We start from the raw sequence: 20,950 nt of genomic DNA, 5'->3' as shown, positions 1-20,950 counted from the left end.
TCAGTACTTGTAGCGGAAGTCCAGTATCAGGCGGTCGTAGTCGAGCTCCTCGGCGCCGGGGTCGCCCCGGTCCACCGCATCCTCGTTGATGACGTCGCGGAAATAGCTCAGCCGGAATACCCAGTTGGGCGCCAGTGCATAGTCCGCCGACAGAAAGTGCCCGCGGGCGTCCGTGCCGCCGCCGCCAAAGTTGGAGTCGGTGAGCAGCCCCAGGACGGCATCCGCCTCCAGTTCCTGCCAGGTATAGCGCACGCGCCAGGTCCCCGGGGCGCTCGCCTTGCCAAGCGCGCCGCCGACGGCCCAGCCCGTGTCGTAATCGCCGGCATCCAGGTTCCTGACATAGTCCGCGAACAGGGCCACCGGCCAGTCGCCCACGCGGGTGGCGTACTCGGCGGCGAATTCAACCAGGCTGAAATCGTAGCGGTAGCTGCCGTCCGGATTGACGCTGTTGCCGAAGGCATCGGTGGGGTCGTAGAGCGTCTCGCGGCCGGCGAGGTCCATGCGGTAGTGGCTCGCGGTCAGGGTGAGCGTATCGTCGTGTCGCAGCGGCATCGCATAGCCGCCCTGCAGGCCGATGGCCAGCTCGTCGCCGCGCCGGCTGTCGCCCTCGAGCCAGGTGGCCAGCGCGGTGGCGAAGAAATCGCCGGTGGCATAGTCGAGCGCGAAACCCTCCGGGCGCCAGTCGTCGTCCCACACGAGGCCGTTGCCGCCCGCCCGGCGGAGCGGGTTCTTGAACTTGCCGCCGATCAGCCGGGTGCCCGGCAGAGCGGTCCACTCGAACCAGGCCTGGTCCAGGCCGATGTCCATCCTCGCACCGCCGTCACCGAGAGTCTGGTTGCCGGAGACCGGGTTATCGCCGCCGGTGGCGAGACCGAAGCCGGCCCGCACGGTATCGTTGACCCGGGCGATGATCGTCGGCCGCGCACGTATCCGGTGGCGCTCCCGGCTGTCGCTGCCCTCCTGGTCGATGGTCTCCCAGCGGTAGCGGAAGTCGCCGCTGAACGCGACCCGGTCGGTCCAGTGCTCCTCGCGAGGCACAGGAGCAGGCGCCGGTGCGGGGGCCGGCGCCGGCGCCGTTGTCTCCTCGACAGCCATGCCGCCCTCTTCCATCCCGGCGCGCTCCTCGAGTTCTGCCAGCCGCTCGCTGAGGGCGGCGATCTGCGCCCGTAGCTCGCGGATTTCCTCCTGGCTCACGGCGGCCGCGCCCGATACCGCAGGCGCTATTGCCACGCCGAGAATCACGCCGAGCGTGATGCCAACTCTCAGCAAAGCTCGCATATCTGATCTCCCCGTCTGATCATCTGGAGTTGATTTTCCGGAGTGGATTTTCCGGAATCGGGCGACCCGCTGCCGGCCGCCGCATTGTCACGAAAAGGTTTCCTTATTATTGCAGTTTTGTGACCCCCGGTGGGGTGTGATCGCCGGGTGCCAGGATCCTGGCCGGGACGGTTCTGCTACGATCCGGCGGTCGCGGCACACTCCGTCGCCGCAGGAGGCACAACGCATGCGCAGCACCTCGTTCCCCCTGTCCGCACTTTGTGCGATCACATCGGTCATGCTCCTGGCCGCGCCGCCCGCCCGCGGGAGCGAGGCCCTGGATCTGTACGTCGAGATGACCACCGGCAGTTTCAGCTCCGCCGCCCAGGCCGCCACCGACGACCGCTATGGCACCGCAGTCTGGCACATCGCCGAAGTCTGGGAAGGCCGGGAAGACGGCCGCTGGCTGTACGCCGAGAACTGGTTCGGCGAGGCGGAGCAGCCCTACCGGCAGCGCATTACGCGCCTGACGGTGGCGGAGGACGGCAGCCTCCTCGCCCGCGGCTACCGCCTGCCGCAGACCGAGCCCTATGTCGGCGCCTGGGAAGACCCGGCGCTGCTCGAAGGCCTGTCACCGGACGATCTGGAGCCCGTGGCGGGCTGCGACGTCACGCTCGTTCGCGCCGGCGAGCGCCGCTTCGAGGGCAACACCCGCGGCCGGGAATGCAAGAACAGCTACAAGGGCGCCGCCTACGTCGTCTCGCGCTCGGTGCTGACCGACGAGGTCATGATCAACTGGGACCGGGGCATCGCCGCCGACGGTCGGGTGGTGTGGGGACCGGAGGCCGGCGGCTACCGCTTCCGCCCCGTCGGCGAGGATGGCGGCGTCGATGCCTGCAACAAACCGGTGCGCATGGTGGTCTTCGGCGAGATCCACGACCGCGAGGCATTCGCCGCCTATCCCCGGGCCATCTTCGCCTCCGGCCTGTACGAGCAGGTGCAGGGCTATTACGAGGCGATCACGCCGGCGCTGGAGGTCTTCGAGGGCGACCCGCCGCCGGGACGCGGCGTCGTCATCTCCCGCTTCCCCTGCCTGGAGGCCGCCCGGGAGTTCTGGTACTCGGACACCTACCAGAACGAGATCCTGCCGCTGCGCGAGGGCGCGGCGGATTTCGAGGTGCTGGTGCTGCCCGGCCTGCCGGTGCCGGACTATATCGAGCCGAGCCATATCGAATAGGAACCGACGGCAGCCCGCGGGCGGCGCTGCCCGTGGGCGCCGCCGCCCTGCGCCGCGGTCAGCGCAGCTCGCCCAGGAGCTGGTTCAGCTCGATGACGAAACCGTCCGGGTCGGTGAGGATGCTCACCAGCACGGGGATGGTGCCCTTGCCGTCGTAGGAGGGGTAGCTGATCTCCCGGGGTTCGCTCAGCACCCGCACGCCGATGACGTTGCGCGCCGCCTCGAATTTCGCCGCCAGGTCGCTGGTGTTGAACAGGAGCACCATGCTGCCCGGCGTGAACGGCTCCAGGCCCTGATTGGCCGGTGGCTTCGCCGGCTTCACGTACTGCAGCAGCCCGATGATGCCCACGTAGTCGTCGTTCGCCCGCAGGAAGACCAGGCGGCGGGCGATGTCGGCCTCCTCGTCGGTGGCCGCGTCCCGGGGCGTGCGGATGGCCCGGTCGTAGATCACCTCCATGCCCAGCGCATCGCGGTAGAAGGCGAGCGAGGCATCGATGTCGCGGACCACCAGGGTGGTGCGGCGCAGGTCGATGTCCACCTGCTCGGACTCGGGCACCGGGGCGGCGAGCGCGGCGGCGGACAGGAGCAGGCCGACAAGGGCCGCCATTGCGAGAGTTGCCGGCATGCCCAGGGGCGAGGCGGACTTGCGGATCCGCGGGACGGCGATCGCGCGGGCGGGACGGGCATGCGGATGGCGGCGGCTCATGGCGGTCACTCCTGGCTTGGTCGGTCCACAGTTTAGCGCGGAGCGGCCGGGTGCGGAGCCTGTGACGGGCGGCGGGGATGCGATAGGCTTGCCCGGTTTCGACGCGTCGCCGTGCAGGCGCAGGGGGTAAGCGACCGATGGCGGGAAATCCGAGGGAGAGACTGGCCGCGGCGATGCGCTTCGCCATCGGCGCGCGACCGGGGGAGCTCTCCGCCTGCCTGGCGGCATTCGTCTATATCTTCTGCCTGTTCACAGGCTACAGCGTGCTGCGGCCGGTGCGCGACACGATGGGCATCGCGGGCGGCGTGGAGAACCTGCCCTGGATGTTCCTGGCGACCTTCCTCGCCACCCTCGTCGCCGTCCCGTTCTACGGCTGGCTGTGTTCGCGCTATCGCCGCGGCGTATTCCTGCCGTGGGTGTACCTGTTCTTCATTATCAACCTGGCGCTGTTCTACGCGGCCTTCAGCGCGGATCCCGACAACCCGGTCGTCGCCCGCGTCTTCTTCGTCTGGCTGAGCGTGTACAACCTGTTCGTGGTCTCCGTGTTCTGGAGCTTCATGGCGGACATCTTCTCCGGCGACCAGGCGAAGCGGCTGTTCGGCTTTGTCACCGCCGGCGCCAGCACCGGTTTCATCGTCGGACCGGCGTTCACGGTGACTTTCGCCGAGACGCTGGGGACCGGGAATCTGGTGCTGGTCGCCGCCGCGCTGCTCGGCGCCACGCTGTTCCTGATCCGCTACCTCCTGCACTGGTCGCACACCTCGGCCGCCAGCAGCGAGGTGAAGGCGGACGGCACTCCGACACGGCGCGAAGAAGCCATGGGCGGCAACCCGTTCGCGGGCTTCACGCTGTTGTTCCGCTCGCCCTATCTGCTGACCCTCGCCGCGTTCATCTTCCTCTACACGGCGGTCGGCACGTTCATCTACCTGCAGCAGGCGGAGCTGGTGCGCGACGCCTTCGCCTCGTCGGAGGAGCGCACGCAGGTCTTCGCCTTCATCGACCTGGCCGTGAACGTGATCTCGCTGGGCACCCAGGTGTTCCTGACCGGGCGCATCGTCAAGCGGGTGGGGATGGTGGTGACGCTCGCCGCGATGCCGGTGTTCATGATTGGCGGCTTCGTGGCGCTCGCGGCCGTGCCGACGCTGACCGTGCTGGTGATCGTCCAGGTGATCCGGCGCTCCGGCAACTACGCCATCACCCGGCCCGCGCGGGAGATGCTCTACACGGCCGTGGACCGGGAGAGCCGCTACAAGGTGAAGAACGTCATCGACACCGTGGTGTACCGCGGCGGCGACGCGGCCAATGCGGGCCTCTACAAGCTGATGCAGACCTTCGGCCTGGGCCTGGCCGGTATCGCCAGTGTGGGCGTGCTGGTAGCGGCGATCTGGGCCGTCTGCGCAGTAGCCCTGGGCCGGCAGTACAACAAGGTGCCGGACCGAACTATTAGAACTTCTGATAGTTAATCAACAAATTTGCATTTCGAGTGTCCGGCACCCGAATCCGAACTTTTGCAACTTTTGATCGTTATTTGCAGTTCGAGTGACCGGCACCTGATCAGCTGGCCTGGACTTGCTCCAGGAGCTGGGAGTCGGAGAGCCGGTCGTTTTCGCGGCTGCGTTGCTTGGCGCGGTACATGGCGTGGTCGGCGGCGCGCAGCAGCTCGTTCAGATGGCGGCCGTGTTCCGGGTAGAGCGCCATCCCCACGCTCGCGGGACAGCCGACCGCGACATCCCGGATGCGGTAGCGCTCGGCCAGCGCCAGCGTGAGCCGTCGCGCCAGCTGCTCGGCCTCCGGTTTCGAGATCCCCGGCGCCAGTGCCACGAATTCGTCACCGCCCCAGCGGCCGATCACGTCCTGGGGCCTGAGGTTCGCCCGCAGCCGATCGGCGAAGCTCTGCAGCAGCGAGTCACCCAGCCGATGCCCGTGCTGGTCGTTGATGGCCTTGAAGCCGTTGATGTCCAGGAAAATCACGGCGCCGTGGCCCGGCCCCGCCTCCCGCGCGAGCAGCGGACGGGCGTGCTGCTCGAACCCGCGCCGGTTGTAGAGCCCGGTGAGCGCATCCGAGAGCGCATAGGTCTCCATCTGGCGCTCGCGTTCCTTGCGCTCCGTGATGTCGATGAACGTTACCGCCACGTCGTCGTCCACCGGCTCGGCGATCACCCGCATCCAGCGCCGCCGCGTGCCCTCGCCCACCTCCATCTCGTCGTCGCAGCGCGCGCCCTCGGTGGCCGAGCGCAGTACCAGCGCCTGCAGCTGGCCGTCGCCGGGCAGCTCGAAGGTATCGATCTCCTGGCCGACGATGCGCCGCGACGGCAGACCCAGGTAGCGCTCGGCGGCCCGATTGGCGAACACGCAGCGGAACACGTCCCGGTCCTCGGTCTGGCGCAGCCGCAGGATGCCGTTGGACGAGTTATCCACCAGCGTGCGCAACAGCCGCTCGCTCTTCGCCAGCCGGTCCTGCGCCTTGTGCCGCTCGGTCACGTCCCGGCACACCACGATCTGCCCGCGCTGATGACGCTTCGCCGTGCGGATGGCCGAGCGGCGCACCTCGTAATGACGACCGCAGTCCGTCGACAGATGCTGCATGATGCCGCTTTCCACGCACTCCCGGATGGCATCCACCACCGGCGTATCGCCGCGCAGCCGGCGCGCCACCAGCGCCGCCTCGCGGGCCCCCAGCAGCTTCTCGGCCGCGCGGTTCGCGCCCACCACCCGGTCCTCGTTGTCGAGCAGGAGCACCGGATCCTTCAGCTGCTCGAACACGCCCCGGTACGCGACCACGCTCAGTCGGGTCACCTTCATGCCCAGCGTCATCCAGGCGTAGACGGGAATGAACGCCGACAGCGTCAGCGTGGTCACCGGCGCATCCTGCGGCCCGTAGCCCAGCACCGACAGCCCGCTGATCGTCAGCGGCACCATGCCGGAGATCATCATCACCACCGCCGGCAGACGCTGCGACGGCGGCACCGACGGCAGGTGGAAGCCGAATACGGTGAAGGCCAGCAGCACCATGCCGTAGCTGTAGGGACCGTGCACGTAGGCGAACCACGGCCCCCAGTCCAGCGACAGCAGGGTGCGATCGCCGATCATCGGCGGCGGGTAATCCCACATGAGGCCGTGCCAGGGATTGGTCGCCGTCATCAGCAGCGTGAGCGTGGGCACCACGCACAGCCCGGCCAGCAGATTGGGGCGCACCCCCTGCGCCGTGTAACCCATGAGGAAGGCCACGATGGCCACCGGCGCGAAGCACGCGCCGACGAACACCAGCACCCGGGCGACGTTGTGCACGGCGAGCGTTGGGAACGCAGTCTCGAGCCCCGCCCCCAGGATCCAGACGGACAGCAATCCCAGGAAGACCACCAGCGAGACGGAACGGGCATCCGGCTCCCGGCGGCGATACAGCGCCGCCGCCATGACGGCGTAGCCCACGCCGGCAGAGAGCTGGATCAGCAGGAAGAAGATCGTCTTATCCAATCGCCCCGTCCGTCTGCCGCCCCCACCGGCGGCGATCCAAACACTCTAGCGGCGGGCGGCGCCGGTTTCTGTTAACCGGTACTCAGTTGCCTCCGGCGCCGGACGGGATTATGTCTCAATCAGGGTCGCAATCGAGGTTGCAATCGGGGCCTCAATCGGGCGCCTCCAGCCCCGTCGCCGTCTCCGCGATGAGATGGTCGACGACGGCCTGCAACGCCCCCTGGTGGTCGGCGCCCTCGGACAGCGCCTCCCGATAGGTCTCGAGCTGACGATGGGCGCTGGTGCCCCGCTCGATGATGTGGCGCACCGAGCGCACCTCCGCCACGCAGTCCAGCGCCTCAGCGTCCTCGGCAACCATCTCCAGCAACTCCTCCAGCAGCGACTCGAAGGCGATGACCCGGCCCTTGGCGAGATCGATCATGCCCTCGTCGAAGCCGTAGCGCATGGCCCGCCAGCGGTTCTCGTGGATGAGCATGTTCGGGTAGATGCGCCAGCGCTGGTTGTCCACGCGCAGGCGGAACAGCATGCGCAGGATGCACACCACCAGTGCGGCCAGCGCCATGGTGTCGTCGATGAGCGTGCAGACGTCCATCACCCGGGTCTCGAGCGTGGGATAGCGCGCGCTCGGCCGCTGGTCCCACCAGAGCTTGGTGGCATCCTCCATGATGCCGGCCGAGATCAGCACGTCCACGTGGCGCTGGTATTCGCCGAAGCTCGAGAAATGCTCGGGCAGGCCGGTGCGCGGCAGCGCGTCGAACACGGTGAGGCGGTAGGACTTCAGCCCGGTGTCCTTGCCCTCCCAGAACGGCGACGAGCAGGACAGCGCGAGCAGATGCGGCAGGAAATAACTCATCTGCGACATGAGATCGATGCGCATCGCGTCGTCGTCGATGCCCACGTGCACGTGCATGCCGCAGATCAGCAGCCGCCGGGCGGCCGCCTGCATCTCGGTGGCCAGCGCCTGGTAGCGGGTCTTCGGCGTGTGCTTCTGTTCGGTCCAGCGGCTGAAGGGATGAGTGGAAGACGCGATGGGCGCGAGGCCGTGCTCGTCGGCCACGTCCGTGATCACCCGGCGCAGCCGCGCAAGATCCCGGCGGGCCTCGCGGATATTCCGGCACACGCGCGTGCCCACCTCGATCTGTGAGCGCATGAACTCCGGGCTGACCTGGCCCTTGCAGCGCCTCTCGCACTCCTCGAGCATGGCGGTGGGCGGGTCGTCCGCCAGTCCCCGGGTCTCCCGGTCCACCAGCAGATACTCTTCCTCGATACCGATTGTGAAGGCAGGCTCTTTCATGGGCCGGTGCTCCGCTCGCCAGTCGTCAGCCGCCGCTCGCCTGCCTCCGGCCCGTCAGCCGGGGATCAGCCGGATATTGGATTGTCCCCCGAGCGGCCCGGGGCGTCGTGCTCCGGTACCACGGGCAGGCGGCGGTAGAGATTCGGGTTGTCCAGGAGGGGCGCGAGCAGGTGCACGAGCCGGTCGGTCCAGAGCTCGAGGCCCTCCTCGCTCATGAGGTGATCCTGGCGGATCTCGAAGGCGGCGTGGGGCAGCCCCGTCCGCTCCGCGTGGTAGTCCACGGTGAAGTCGGCGGGCGCCCGGCCCGAGTAGGGTTCGTTGTCGCCGATGACCAGCCCGGGGATGCGGTGCAGTCCCTCCAGGATGGGCCGCGGCAGCCGCGGGTCGGTGTCCCAGAGGATACCCGCGTCCCAGTCGCGGCCCTGCCCGTCCAGCACCGGCGTGAAGCTGTGGATGGAGATGAACGCCGGCACCCGGTCGCCGTCGGTCAGGCGGCGGATCTCCTCCTCGATGGCCCGGTGGTAGGGCCAGTAGAGTGCGTCCGCGCGGCAGGCCTTCTGCTGCTCGGTGAGGCCCTCGTTGCCCGGGATGATGTGGCCGTCGCCCCGGCTCAGGAAGGCCGTCGGATCGGTCAGGTGCCGGTTGCAGTCCACCACCAGGCGGGAATAGCGGGCCAGCACCGCATTGGCCTGGAGCCTCGCCGCCACCCGCCGGGTGAGTTCGCCGGCGCCGATGTCGCAGGCCAGGTGCGTCGACAGGCCCTTCTCGTCCATGCCGAGATCGTCGAGCGTGCGGGGGATGCGCCGGCTGGCGTGATCACAGACGATCAGCACCGGCGGGTCGCTGCGTCCATGCACGATGTCGTAGGGCGGCGGCTCATCCGGCGCCAGCAGTGCCCGCTGCGCGTGTTCCATGGCGGCCTGGGCGGGTATGTGTACCGGCTCGGGTGCGTCTTTCATACGCCACCGAGTGTAACCCATTCCCCGAGGGGCCGGCAGGGAGCGGGCTTCAGGCCAGCGCCCGGTCCTCGGTATCGCGGCCCGTCTCGCCCCAGGGCGCGAATCGGCGCACCGATTCGGGCCGGGCGATATGGAAGCCCTGGGCGTACTCCACGCCGATACTGCCGAGGATCTCCAGCACCTGCTCGCTCTCCACCCGCTCCGCAATCGTGGCGATGCCGAGCGCCTTGCCGATGCGGCTGATGGCGTCCACGAGACTCTGGTCCTTGGTGTCCTCGCCCACGTTGTGGATGAACGCGCCGTCGATCTTGAGATAGTCCACGGGCAGGTGCTTGAGGTAGGTAAACGAGGACAGGCCGCTGCCGAAGTCGTCCAGCGAGAAGCGGCAGCCGACGTCCTTCAGTTCCTTCATGAAGTGGATGACCCGGTCCAGGTTCGCGATGGCCGCGGTCTCCGTGATCTCGAAGCAGATGGCGCCGGTCGGCAGCTTGCGGCGGCGAAGCTCGTGGATCACCCAGGCGCGGAAGCGGTCGTCGCTCAGCGAGGTACCCGAGAGGTTCAGCGCCAGCGTGTAGGTGGCGTGTCCGTCGGCGCCCACCCGGTCGGCCAGGTGATCCAGCGTCTCGCTCACCACCCAGCGGTCCAGCATGGGCATCAGGTTGAAGCGCTCGGCCGCCGGGATGAACACGTTCGGCTGCACCAGCTCGCCGTCCTCGTCGCGCATCCGCAGCAGCAGCTCGTAGTGGCCGCATTCGGCCGCGCGGCCGCCGTTTTCGCCCCCTTTGTCGATAGCGACGATGGGCTGGAAGTAGAGCTCGAGGCGGTCTTCCTCGACCGCGCTGGTGATGCGCGAGACCCACTGCATCTCCCGGTGGCGCATCGATGCGTCGCCGTCCTGATAGAGGTGCACCTTGTTGCGGCCGAGGTCCTTGGCCGAGTAGCAGGCCACGTCGGCGGCGCTCATCAGCGCGCCGACGCTCACCGTTTCGTGGGTCACCATCACCACGCCCATCGAGGCGCGCACCGTCTGCACGCTGTCCTGCCAGACGAAGCGGTGGTTCTCCACCGCGCCGCGGATGGTCTCGGCCACGCTCACCGCCCGTTCGCAGTCGCAGTTCTGCAGCAGGATGCCGTACTCGTCGCCGCCCAGCCGGGCCACCACGTCGCTGGAGCGGATGCAGCCCTGGATGCGCTCGGCCAGCTGGCGCAACAGCTCGTCGCCGGCGGTGTGGCCGAAGGTGTCGTTGACCACCTTGAACTGGTCGAGGTCCAGATACAGCAGGGCATGGGAGACGCCCGTGTCCAGGCTCGCCTCCTCCAGCGCGGCGGTCAGCCGGTTCTCGAATTCGCGGCGGTTGATCAGCCCGGTGAGGCTGTCGTGGGCGGCCTGGTAGGAGAGCTGGCGCGAGAGCCGGCTCTCCTTGCTCACGTCGTGGAACACCATCACCGCGCCGATGACGTTGCCCACACGGTCGCGGATGGGCGCCGCCGAATCCTGGATGGGGATCTCGTTGGACAGCCGGTTGATCAGCACCGAGTCCTCCGCCAGCGCGATCACCCGGCCTTCGCGCAGGCAGCGCTCCACCGGGTTGTCCACGGCCTGGCGGCTGTGGGCGTGCACGATGGAGATAATCTCGCCGATGGGCTTGCCGCGGGCGGCCCGGAGCTCCCAGCCGGTGAGGTCCTGGGCCACCGGGTTCAGGTAGTCCACGTTGCCGTCGGAATCCGTGGTGATGACCGCGTCGCCGATCGATTTCAGCGTGACCTGCGCCTTCTCCTTCTCCTCGAAGATGCGGGTCTCGGCGATCTTGCGCTCGGTGATGTCGGTGATGGTGCCCTCGTGGGCAATAATATTCCCCTCGGCGTCGAGCACGGCGCGGGAGTTCTCCAGCACCACGATCTCGCTGCCGTCCCGGCGCTTCATGCGCGCCTCGAAGTTGCGCACCACGCCGTCGCGCTCCAGCTTTTCGCGGAAACGCACGCTGTCCTGGGGATTCACGTAGGCGGTGGAGGACTTCACCTCCCGCTTCAGTTCTTCCTCGTCGTCGTAGCCGAGAATCTGCATCAGCGCCGGGTTGGCGGATTCGATCTCGCCCTCGGTGTTGGCGATGTAGACGCCCTCCACCACATGCTCGAACAGGCCGCGGAAGCGGGCCTCGCTGGAGCGCAGCGCCTCCTCGTCGTAGCGGCGCTTGATGGCGATACCGGCGAGGCGCACCAGACCGGTGATGCGGTCCAGCTCCGCCGTGGAGGGCTCCCGGGTCTCGGGGAAATACAGCGCGAGCGTGCCCAGCACGTCGTCCGCGCCGCCCACCAGCGGGAAGGCCCAGCAGGCGCGCAGCTCGTGCGCCTCGACGAAGTCCGCGAGCGTCGCCCAGCCGGGGTCGCGGGCGATCTCCGGCGTAATCACCTGAGTGTTCTCGGCCACCGCGCGGCCGCAGGAGGTGGTCGCGGCGTCCACCTCGAAGCCGTCGATGACGTCCAGCACCGCCTCGGGCAGACCGTTGGAAGCGGCCACCCGGAAGCTGGCCCGGTCCCGGTCCAGCGTGGTCACCAGCACGCGCGCACCCGGCGTCACCTGTTCCACGGTCCGGCAGAGCGCCTTCAGCGTGCTCTTCAGGCTGGCGCCGGAGGCCACCATCTCCAGCACCTTGTGCTCGCCGAAGGCAATCAGCTCGTTGCGCTTGCGCTCCGCGATGCTGGTGATGCTGCCGCGGAGCAGCTTGCGGTTCGCCGAGGGCAGGCGCACGAGGCGCACCTCGCAGGGAATCTCCCGGCCGTCGGCGTCGATGTGCAGCCATTCGAAGCAGGGTTGTTCGCCGTTCAACGCACGGTCGACGAAGCCACGCGCCTTGCCGAAGGAGAGCGAGCCATCCAGCTGGTACTCCGGCGAGATGCCCTCCGGCCCCATCGCCAGCAGGCGCTTCCTCGACATGTTGAAGAAGCTGACCGCGTTCTCGTTCACGTCCACGAACCGGCCGCTGTCGACGTCCAGCACCACGATGGCCTCCGTGGCGTGGTCCACCAGCGCCCGGTAGCGCTCCTCGTTCTCGCGCAGCGCCCCCTCGGCCTGCAGCCGCTCGGAGATATCGCGCAGGCACAGCACGAAAGCACCGCTGGTCTTCTCCGACAGCCGTGTGGTGTTGATCTCGGCGGTGAAGCGGCTGCCGTCGGCGCGCTGCGCCTCGGTCTGGCCGGTCTCCAGCTCCAGGTAGGTATCGTCCAGGTTGGTGATGTAGGCCTGCAGGAACATCTTGACCGGGATCTTGCCGGCCTGGGGCAGCAATGCCGGCAGCATCACGCCAGGGAGGGCGCCGGCCTCGTAGCCGAACAGCTGGTGGGCGACCCGGTTGGCGTAGCGGATCATGCCGTCGGGATCGACGGTGAGTACGGCGTCGGCGACGCTGTCGAGCACCACGCGCAGGTCCGCGTTGCGGCTCGGCTCGTCCTGCGTGGTCGTGACCAGGCGGTCCAGCTCGGCGTAACGCGCCTCCACCAGCTCCAGCAGGCTCGGATAATCGAGTCGCTCGCCGTCCGCGGTCGCCTGCCTGATCTGTTCTTTGAGGGTCGGGTGCATGGGTGGCCGGTCCATTCCTCCGAGACCCCCTGGGCGCGCTCGCGGCGAGCGTCGGACCAGAGCTTCTCCTGGAGCTTCACCTGGTGCACCGGCAACACCGGCGCTAATGAACCGGACGATAGTTGGCGCCACAAGGGGTGTCTGTGACCCAACTCTCGTTTCAATCAGAGCGCTGGGAAATTTTTCCCGCTTACGTTCGAGTCCTCCTCAAGGTTTATGTCCAATGCGCTGAATAAAATGCAAATTTGGACTTCAATTGCCGACCTCAATTGCCGCCGGTCTCCTTCGCCGGCAGCGACCGGACCGTCTCCCCCTCGGTGGTTCTCAGCTCGCCGTTCTGCTGCAGGGTCGGCGGCTGGTCGCCCACCTGCACGGGGATGGACACCGCACGGATCTGCTCGCCCTCCGCCGTGGCCACGCTGACCAGCACGGAGAGATAAAAGCGGCCCTCGGCCGAGGGAATCACCACCACCCGCTCTGTGGCGGGTTCAGCTGCCGATGACGCCTCGTCCAGAGGCCTCAGCGTCTCGCGCCTGAGCTCCGCCGCCTGGCTGGCGCCCATCTGCAGTCCCTCGCGAGGCTGGAGCTGCACGGTCACCGGCCCCTCGAGATTCGAGCGCAGCTTCAGCTCGATCTCCACCGGCTCGCCGGGCCGGGGCTCGCCCAGCACCTCGTAGTCGATGTCGATGGGGGCCACCGGCTTGCCGGGGGAATCGCCCTGCCGCGCCGCGATCTCCGCGGTGGTGGCTTTCTTCGGCACGTCCTCAGCCACGGTCGAGGAAGTGTCAGTAACTGATTGATCTGTAGACGCCGGCTCTTCGCTGCCGCAGCCGGTCAGCAGGAGCGCGGCCAGGGCCGTCGCCAGGCCGGCAGAGAGGATGGAGGTTCTGTGGGTCATGGCTGTTCCCTTGCGGATGTAGTGTGGGTGGCGCCTAGAACTGGCTCAGAGAGACGTCGAAGCACATGGTGTCCTGGGAGAAGTCGGCGCTGCCGGTGGTGAAGCCGTAGACGTTCGGGAAGCCGGCCTCGAAGAGTTCGATGACGTAGGTGCCCGCCGGCAGGCCGGCCAGATCGAGAGATTCGGCGTTCTGCGTGCCGGTAGCGCCCAGGTCGATGAACTCACCCGACCGCAGGACGAAGAAGTCCGGATCCGAGAACTGCGCCGGCTCGCCCTGCGGAGCGCTCGGCGGGTTCGTTGTCGTCACCGAGATGCGGTAGTTAGCGGTCGCGTTCACCGTGAATCGCAGGTAGCGGAAAATGCCGAGCTTGTTGCCGTCTTCGTTCGGGTCGAACTGGCGTGTGACGCAGAGATCCGTCACCGTACTGCCGAGCTGCAGCTCGGCATGCACCGGCAGCAGGTTGGTGGCCCCGGGGTTGTTGCCGGCTTCGCTGTCGCCCCAGATGTCGACAATGGGGTCGATGTTCTGAGCACTCACCAACGCATCGATGGCGGCAGCGTCCGACGGGAGGTCAATCTTCAGCGCATCAATGAAACTGAATAGGGTAGTGAAAGCCGGTGTGACGCGCTGTGGTCCAGTCAAAACATCGTAGAGCGGGTGGAACCCGAAAGCCGTCAAATCTTCAGCCTCAACGTCGTCACCAGTGCTGTCGAACAAGTCCCAGAGGATTGACTGCACGGAGGTCTCGTTATACCAGCCTGACGCGAAACTGCTCTTGGTATCTACACTGAATCCAAAGCTGCTGCCAGCGAACGTATCGAAATATTGAGGGTCGCCCATCACCATGCCTGCTACAGCATTGCCCCAGCCCTCTCCAAATGCCAGACGCGGGTCCAATCGGTCGTCGAGACTGTGCCCCCCGCCAGTACTGTCGGAGCGCGAAAGTACATCCTCAAAATAGTGCCCCCACTCATGAGCGATTACATGGGTGTCAAATTCCTCTGTGTCATCACCAAACTTTCCCAGAAGAAAAAGCGAGTCGAGGGAAGGTCTGTAGAAGGAGGTGCCGAGACAGCCGTAGTCCACCGGGTCGGTGGCGGGATCCTGGTCATTCCGCGCCGAGATGCACGCCGGAATCGTAGTGTCCCGTGAATTGTTCACACTCCAGAACGCGTCCAGCGGCGCGAACTGCGCCGCCGGATCGACGCTGGTGACCAGCTGCATCGCCTGATAGATGACGTCCAACACGGAAAATGGAGCGGCCGCCCGGGGCTCCGTGTAGCCAGAGCCAGTCCAGCCTGTCTGGGCAAGCGGATTTCGTACCGAATCGGCACCACCGCTGTTCTCGATCCTGTGGTCCAGTACGTAGAGCGGACGCTGGCCAAGAGGTTGCGCAATATTGCTAGTATTGTCCCGAATCTCCACATCCCATGCCGGCGAGCCAGTGCGCTTCAGTTCCGCGCGAACGCGGATAAACACATCCGTCAGCGACGGCACGGTGAGCGAATAGTCTCCGCTGTCGCTCGCCACCCCTTCGGCGAGCACGGTGCCATCCGAAGCTGCGATCGCCTGGACCGTGGCACCGCGGATCGGACGGACCTCCGTGTCGGAGAAATCCAGCCCCGTCCCAATAGGTCCGCGCGGCACGAACTCGAACTGCACCTTGCCGCTGATGGTCACGGTTGCCGGCGCCTCGCGGACAGTGAGCTCGACGAGGTCGGTGTCGCTGGCGCCGTCGCTGTCGGTCACCGTCAGGCGGAAATTCAGCAGGGTGTCATTCACCACGTCCGGCGCGTCGAAGGTCGCCTGGGCCTGATCGGCGCCGGTGATCGTGACGGCCGGACCGCCGATCTGCTCCCACAGGAAGCCCAGCGTGGAGAGAGTTTCTTCCGCATCGCTGCTGCCTGACCCGTCGAGGGTAACCGTCTGCGTCCCGAAGACCACCCGGTCGGGGCCCGCATTGGCCACCGGCGGGATGTTGACGCCGGCCACGGCGTTCACCGTAACGGTCGCCGTATCCGTGTCGGTGGCGCCGTTGTTGTCGGTCACGGTGAGTTCGAAGGTCACCGTCAGGGTCTCACCCAACGCGAGGGCCGGCGCATCGAACGTGGCCGTGGCGGTGTCGGCACCGCTCAGGGCGATCGACGCTCCGCCAACCTGCACCCAGGAATAGCTCGCGATCGTGCCGTCCGGGTCCGTACCGCTGCCCGCCAGCGTGACCAGGCTGCCCTCGTTCACCGTCTGGTCGCCGCCCGCATCGGCGGTGGGCGCCTCGTTCGGCTCGATGGTGACGGACACGGTATCGGTCGCGGTGGCGTTATCGTTGTCCCGGACCGTCAGCGTGAATTCCAGCGTCTCGGCGACGTTCGGCGCGGTGAAGGTCGCCGTGGCCGTGGAGGCGCCCTGCAGGGTCACCGACGTGCCGGCCGTCTGGGACCACGAATAGGAACTGATGGTCCCGTCGCTGTCGGAGGAACCCGCCCCCGAGAGGCTGACGGCGTCCCCGCCCCGCACCTGCTGGTCCGCACCCGCATCCGCCATGGGCGGCTCGTTTGGCGGCGCCACGGTGCCGCCACCGCCTCCCCCGCCGCCACAGGCGGCCAGCAGTGAGACGAGGGCGACGAAGGTGAACTTCCTGTATAACTGCATGTTCCCGTATCCGTTCTGCAGGTGCCGGCCGAGCGGTGTCATTGGCTGGCATTGATGGCCGATGGCTCATGGCGACGAGCGAAGATAATAGCGCCCGGCGGGCCGGCCGGCGAGCACCGGGCCGCGTCGCCGGCATCCGACGCTACCGTTCATCGGACCAGGGCCGCGCCGACCGGTTCACGTTTTTTCAACAAGTTGCCTGCTAGACTTTTCGCTGAGCGGGTACGCCCGGATGCTCCGGACCGCCATTTGGCCCGATATCGGGCCCGACGCGAAACCCGACGATTTCGGCCCTTTCCGAAGAGCCAAGCAGCCCAGGTAACGACATGAGCAAAGCGAACATCTTGGTCACCGGCGGTGCCGGCTACATCGGCAGCCACGTGGTGCACCAGCTCGGCGAGGCCGGCGAGCGCCCGGTCACGCTGGACAATCTCTGCACCGGTTTCGCCGACGCCGTCCTGGCGGGCGAACTCGTGCAGGGCGACACCGGCGACGAGGCCGTCCTGGACCGGCTGTTCGCCGACCACGAGATCGAGACGGTGATGCACTTCGCGGCCCACACCATCGTGCCGGAGTCCGTCGCCGATCCGCTGAAGTACTACCGCAACAACACCGCTTCCAGCCGCACCCTGCTGGAGGCCTGCCAGCGCCACGGCGTGAAGCACTTCGTCTTCTCCTCCACGGCGGCCGTCTACGGCATCCCGCCGGAGGGCCGCGCGGCGGAGACCACGCCGACCGCGCCCATCAACCCCTACGGCACCTCCAAGCTCATGACCGAGTGGATGCTGCGGGATCTCGCCGCCGCCGGGGGGCCGAGCTACGTGGCGCTGCGCTACTTCAACGTGGCCGGCTCCGACCCCGAGGGCCGCATCGGCCAGTCCACGGCCAAGGCGACCCTGCTGACCAAGGTGGCCTGCGAGGCGGTGGTGGGCAAGCGCTCCCACGTCTCCATCTTCGGCACCGACTACGACACCCCGGACGGCACCGGCGTGCGTGACTACATCCACGTGGAAGACCTGGCCCGGGCGCACCTGGATGCCCTCACCTATCTGCGCGCCGGCGGCGACTCCCGCGTGCTGAACTGCGGCTACGGCCACGGCTACAGCGTGCGCGAGGTGCTGGACGCCGTGCAGCGGGCCGCCGGTCACGCCATCGAGATCCGCGAAGAGCCGCGCCGGGCCGGCGATCCGCCGAGCCTCGTGGCCGTCGCCGACCAGGTGCGCGAGGCGCTCGGCTGGCAGCCCCGCTACGACGACCTGGACACCATCGTCACCCATGCCCTGAACTGGGAGCGCAAGCTCGCGGCGCGGGACGCCCCGTCCCGGGCCACCGGCTGACCGGGCCGCGGCACTCCGGGCAGAGGGATTACGTTAAACTCCGGCCATGAGATTCCCGCGCCCCCGCTCACTGAACGGCCTGCTCTTCATGGGTTTCGGCCTGGTCACCATCCCCCTGATGGTGGCCGTGGTGTGGGCGCTGGTGCAGCTGGAACGCTACGCGGATGAGAGCGAGAGCCTGGTGCTGGAGAGCGTCACCGCCACCCAGAACACCCGCCTGCTGCTGGAGCGCCTGCGCGAACTCGAGCGCCTCGCCAAGCTGTATCAGGTGCAGCAGACCGAGGATTACCTGGACCTGATGACCCAGGACGCGGCCCGCTTCGAGTCGCGCCTGACCGCGCTGGCGTCGCTGGCCGAGCGGGCGGGCGCGGCCGAGGCGGCGGATGTCCTCGGCCGGCGCACCGGCTCCGCCGTGTTCACCATCCGCACCCAGCCGGCGGATTCGGAACGCGTGCTCCAAGCCACCCGCGAGCTGGAGGAACTCTCCCGCCAGGCCGGCGAGTTCAGCGTGGCCATCAACGACTACATCGGCCGCGAGCTGGCGGCGCTGCAGCAGGACGCCAGCGACTTCCAGGCCACGCTCGCCTGGCAGGCCGCCGCGCTGATCCCGATCATCCTGATCCTGGTGCTGATCTTCGCCCTTCTCGTCACGCGGCCCATCCGCCAGATCGACTCCGCCATCAACCAGCTCGGCCAGGGCGGCTTCTCCCGGCCCATCCGGGTGGGCGGCCCCACCGATCTGCAGGCGCTCGGCCGCCAGCTCGAGTGGCTCAGGGTACGGCTGCTGGAACTCGCCCAGGAGAAGAACCGCTTCCTCCGGCACATGTCCCACGAGCTGAAGACCCCGCTCGCCAACATCCGCGAGGGCACGGACCTGCTGCTGGACGGCGCCGTCGGGCCGCTGGACGCCCCCCAGCGCGAGGTCACCGACATCCTCCGCTCCAACGGCCTGAAGCTGCAGCGCCTGATCGAGAACCTGCTCTCCTTCAGCGCCTGGCAGACGAAGAGCGAGATGCTGATGCTGTCGGACTTCTCGCTGAAGGCGCTGATCGCGGGCGTGCTGAAGGACCACCGGCTGGCCATCAAGACCCAGGGCATCAAACTGGTGCTGGACGTCGAGGACATCCGGGTGAACGCCGACGAGGAGAAGCTGCGCACCGCGCTCGACAACCTGATCTCCAACGCCATCAAGTACACGCCCCGCGGCGGCCATATTCAAGTGCGCGCGATCGCGACCAATTCGAGCTTCGTCATCGACGTGGCGGACTCGGGGCCGGGCATACCGCCCGAGGAACGCAGCCGCATCTTCCAGGCCTTCTATCAGGGTTCCAACCAGCAGCATGACGGCCCGGTGGCGGGCACCGGTATCGGCCTGTCGGTGGTTCTGGAGTGCGTGCAGGCCCACGGCGGCAGCGTGGAACTGGTGGACTCGCCCTGGGGCGGTGCGCACTTCCGCCTGCACATCCCCCAGGAACAGATCAGCCTGAACGACAGGATGGCGGCCAATGCGTAGCGCAAGTCACGGATGGATACCCGCCCTCCTCGCCGCGCTCGCCGGCCTGGTGCTCATTGGTGGGTGCACTTCTACCACGGGCTGGCTGGACCGGGACGGCGACGACGGAACTGCCGCCCGCGACGTTGATGGCGCCGACGTCTCGGGCTACCTTCGGACGATGCGCGACCTCGCCGCCGGGGATCCCGCGACCAAGGCCGAGGTGTTCGCCCGGGTGGACGACGCCTTCCTGCAGGCGCCGACCACCACCAACCGGCTGCATCTCGCGCTGGCGCTCGCGACCCCCGGACACGCCGGCGCCGATGCGGAGCGGGCCCGGGAGATGCTGACCGGGATTCTGGCGCGCTCCGAACTGTTGCTGCCGGCCGAGGTCACACTGGCCGAGCTGCAGCTGGAGGTGGTGGAGCAGCGGCTGCTCCTGAAGACAGAGAACCGCCAGCTGCGCTCCCAATACGAGCGCGCCGCGGACGACGAGCGCCAGCGGCTCGAGCAGCAGCTGGCGGCGGCACGGGCGCAGAACCGGGAACTCGCCCGGGCGCTGGAAGAGGCGGAGGAGAAGCTCCGCGCCATCACCACCATCGAGAGATCAATCAGGGAACGCTCCGATGCCGACGAACAACGCTGAGCGCAAGGACGAACCGAAGGGACGCATCCTGCTGGTCGACGACGACCCGGGGCTGCTGCGCCTGCTCTCCATCCGGTTGCGCGCGGAGAAGTACGAGGTGGAGGCGGTCGAGAGCGCCCACCGGGCGCTGGCGGTGCTGAACCGCTTCGAGCCGGACCTGGTCATCACCGACCTGCGCATGGACAAGATGGACGGCATCGGTCTCCTGAAGGAACTGCAGGAACGCTCGCCGGGGCTCAGGGTGCTGATCATCACCGCCCACGGCACCATCCCGGACGCCGTCTCGGCCACCCAGAGCGGCGCCTTCGGTTTCCTGACCAAGCCCATCGACAAGGCGGAGCTGCTGGACCACGTCGAGCGCGCGCTGAAGGTCTCGGCCAAGGCGCCGGCGGAAGACGACTGGGCCGACGACATCATCACCCGCAACCCGATCATGCGCGAACGCCTCAACCAGGCCCGCATGGTGGCCGACAGCGGCACCCGCGTGCTCATCACCGGCGAGAGCGGCACCGGCAAGGAGCTCATGGCGAAGGCCATTCACCGGGCCAGCAACCGCCGCGACGGCCCCTTCGTGGCCATCAACTGCAGCGCCATGGCCGAGCACCTGCTCGAGTCCGAGCTGTTCGGCCACGAGAAGGGCGCCTTCACCGGCGCCACCCGCGCCCACAAGGGCCTGTTCCAGGCCGCCGAGGGCGGGACCCTGCTGCTGGACGAGATCGGCGACATGCCCATGCGCCTGCAGGTGAAGCTGCTGCGCGTCCTGCAGGAAGACCAGGTGCGCCCGGTCGGCGCGACGGACTCCATCCCCGTCGACGTCCGCGTTATCTCCGCCACCCACCGCGATCTCCGCGAGATGATGGCCGAGGGCACCTTCCGCGAAGACCTCTACTACCGGCTGAACGTGGTCAACATCCACGTCCCGCCGCTGGACGACCGCCGCGACGACATCCCGCTGCTGGTCGCCCACTTCCTGAAGACCATCGCGGAGGAGAGGGGCGGCGAACGCAAGGTCTACGCCCCGGAAGCGGTCGAGATGCTGGTCACCGCCGAGTGGCCCGGCAACATACGCCAGCTCTACAACGTGGTGCGCCAGAACGTGGCGCTCTCGCGCTCGCCGGTCATCAGCGCGGAGCTGGTGCGCTCGTCGCTGGGCGAGCACGGCGGCAAACTGCCCTCCTTCTCCGAGGCGCGGGACGAGTTCACGCGGAACTACCTGAGCCAGATCCTGCAGATTACCTCGGGGAACGTGAGCCAGGCGGCGCGGCTGGCGAAGCGGAACCGGACGGATTTCTACAAGCTGTTGGCGCGGCACGAGCTGAACCCGGACGCGTTCAAGCCCCATTAGGGGTTCGGGGATTGGATTTGGGATTGGCTCTTGTAGGAGGGCCTTCAGGCCCGATTCAATATCCGAATCGGGCCTGAA

General features: G+C 67.7%; 14 protein-coding genes. 6 read left to right on the top strand and 8 right to left on the bottom strand.

Features of this window, described 5'->3' with window-relative positions; all coding sequences use genetic code 11:
• Complete coding sequence (locus tag ACJMK0_RS18050; RefSeq protein WP_405240483.1) at nt 1-1,278, bottom strand: putative porin; 1,278 nt, start codon at nt 1,276-1,278, stop codon at nt 1-3.
• A gap of 226 nt (nt 1,279-1,504) precedes the next feature.
• Here ACJMK0_RS18050 and ACJMK0_RS18045 point away from each other — a divergent pair, with 226 nt between their 5' ends.
• A complete protein-coding gene (locus ACJMK0_RS18045) occupies nt 1,505-2,494 on the top strand; it encodes a CpcT/CpeT family chromophore lyase (protein WP_405240481.1) in 990 nt (329 codons plus the stop codon).
• A gap of 58 nt (nt 2,495-2,552) precedes the next feature.
• Here the strand turns inward: ACJMK0_RS18045 and ACJMK0_RS18040 are convergent, their stop codons facing one another.
• On the bottom strand, nt 2,553-3,200 hold the full coding sequence (locus tag ACJMK0_RS18040) for a VOC family protein (protein ID WP_405240479.1): 648 nt from the start codon (nt 3,198-3,200) through the stop codon (nt 2,553-2,555).
• A 137-nt stretch (nt 3,201-3,337) separates the two neighbouring features.
• Between ACJMK0_RS18040 and ACJMK0_RS18035 the strand changes: the two genes are divergently transcribed.
• Nucleotides 3,338-4,663 (top strand): NTP/NDP exchange transporter, encoded by a 1,326-nt coding sequence (locus ACJMK0_RS18035; RefSeq protein WP_405240477.1) that lies wholly within the window; start codon nt 3,338-3,340, stop codon nt 4,661-4,663.
• Nucleotides 4,664-4,754: 91 nt separating this feature from the next.
• On the opposite strand, the gene ACJMK0_RS18030 is transcribed toward ACJMK0_RS18035, so the two are convergent.
• The 6 genes from ACJMK0_RS18030 to ACJMK0_RS18005 form a co-directional block, all read right to left on the bottom strand.
• Nucleotides 4,755-6,674 (bottom strand): diguanylate cyclase domain-containing protein, encoded by a 1,920-nt coding sequence (locus tag ACJMK0_RS18030; RefSeq protein WP_405240475.1) that lies wholly within the window; start codon nt 6,672-6,674, stop codon nt 4,755-4,757.
• Nucleotides 6,675-6,825: 151 nt separating this feature from the next.
• Complete coding sequence (locus ACJMK0_RS18025) at nt 6,826-7,968, bottom strand: carboxylate-amine ligase (protein WP_405240473.1); 1,143 nt, start codon at nt 7,966-7,968, stop codon at nt 6,826-6,828.
• Between the two features lie 65 nt (nt 7,969-8,033).
• Nucleotides 8,034-8,927: an N-formylglutamate amidohydrolase gene (locus ACJMK0_RS18020; protein WP_405240471.1), complete on the bottom strand. Its 894-nt coding sequence runs from the start codon at nt 8,925-8,927 to the stop codon at nt 8,034-8,036.
• Between the two features lie 49 nt (nt 8,928-8,976).
• On the bottom strand, nt 8,977-12,504 hold the full coding sequence (locus tag ACJMK0_RS18015) for an EAL domain-containing protein (RefSeq protein WP_405240469.1): 3,528 nt from the start codon (nt 12,502-12,504) through the stop codon (nt 8,977-8,979).
• Between the two features lie 265 nt (nt 12,505-12,769).
• Entirely contained in the window at nt 12,770-13,402 is a 633-nt protein-coding gene (locus tag ACJMK0_RS18010; protein WP_405240467.1) for a hypothetical protein, read from the bottom strand.
• Between the two features lie 34 nt (nt 13,403-13,436).
• On the bottom strand, nt 13,437-16,052 hold the full coding sequence (locus ACJMK0_RS18005) for a PKD domain-containing protein (RefSeq protein ID WP_405240465.1): 2,616 nt from the start codon (nt 16,050-16,052) through the stop codon (nt 13,437-13,439).
• Between the two features lie 326 nt (nt 16,053-16,378).
• Between ACJMK0_RS18005 and galE the strand changes: the two genes are divergently transcribed.
• The 4 genes from galE to ACJMK0_RS17985 are packed head-to-tail and all read left to right on the top strand — an operon-like array spanning nt 16,379 to nt 20,872.
• Nucleotides 16,379-17,389 carry a UDP-glucose 4-epimerase GalE gene (galE, locus tag ACJMK0_RS18000; protein ID WP_405240463.1) on the top strand — a complete coding sequence of 337 codons (1,011 nt, stop codon included), beginning with the start codon at nt 16,379-16,381 and terminating at the stop codon, nt 17,387-17,389.
• Nucleotides 17,390-17,435: 46 nt separating this feature from the next.
• Nucleotides 17,436-18,902: a HAMP domain-containing sensor histidine kinase gene (locus ACJMK0_RS17995; RefSeq protein ID WP_405240461.1), complete on the top strand. Its 1,467-nt coding sequence runs from the start codon at nt 17,436-17,438 to the stop codon at nt 18,900-18,902.
• Nucleotides 18,895-19,527: a hypothetical protein gene (locus tag ACJMK0_RS17990; RefSeq protein WP_405240459.1), complete on the top strand. Its 633-nt coding sequence runs from the start codon at nt 18,895-18,897 to the stop codon at nt 19,525-19,527. Before ACJMK0_RS17995 ends, ACJMK0_RS17990 begins: the two co-directional genes overlap by 8 nt.
• Nucleotides 19,508-20,872 carry a sigma 54-interacting transcriptional regulator gene (locus ACJMK0_RS17985; RefSeq protein ID WP_405240457.1) on the top strand — a complete coding sequence of 455 codons (1,365 nt, stop codon included), beginning with the start codon at nt 19,508-19,510 and terminating at the stop codon, nt 20,870-20,872. The genes ACJMK0_RS17990 and ACJMK0_RS17985 overlap by 20 nt, the downstream gene beginning before the upstream one ends.
• The last annotated feature ends 78 nt before the right edge of the window (nt 20,873-20,950 follow it).

Origin of the sequence: Lentisalinibacter orientalis (assembly GCF_040706535.1) — a bacterium.
GTDB classification, from domain to species: domain Bacteria; phylum Pseudomonadota; class Gammaproteobacteria; order Steroidobacterales; family Woeseiaceae; genus Lentisalinibacter; species Lentisalinibacter orientalis.
This window is presented reverse-complemented; position numbering and strand designations above follow the sequence as displayed.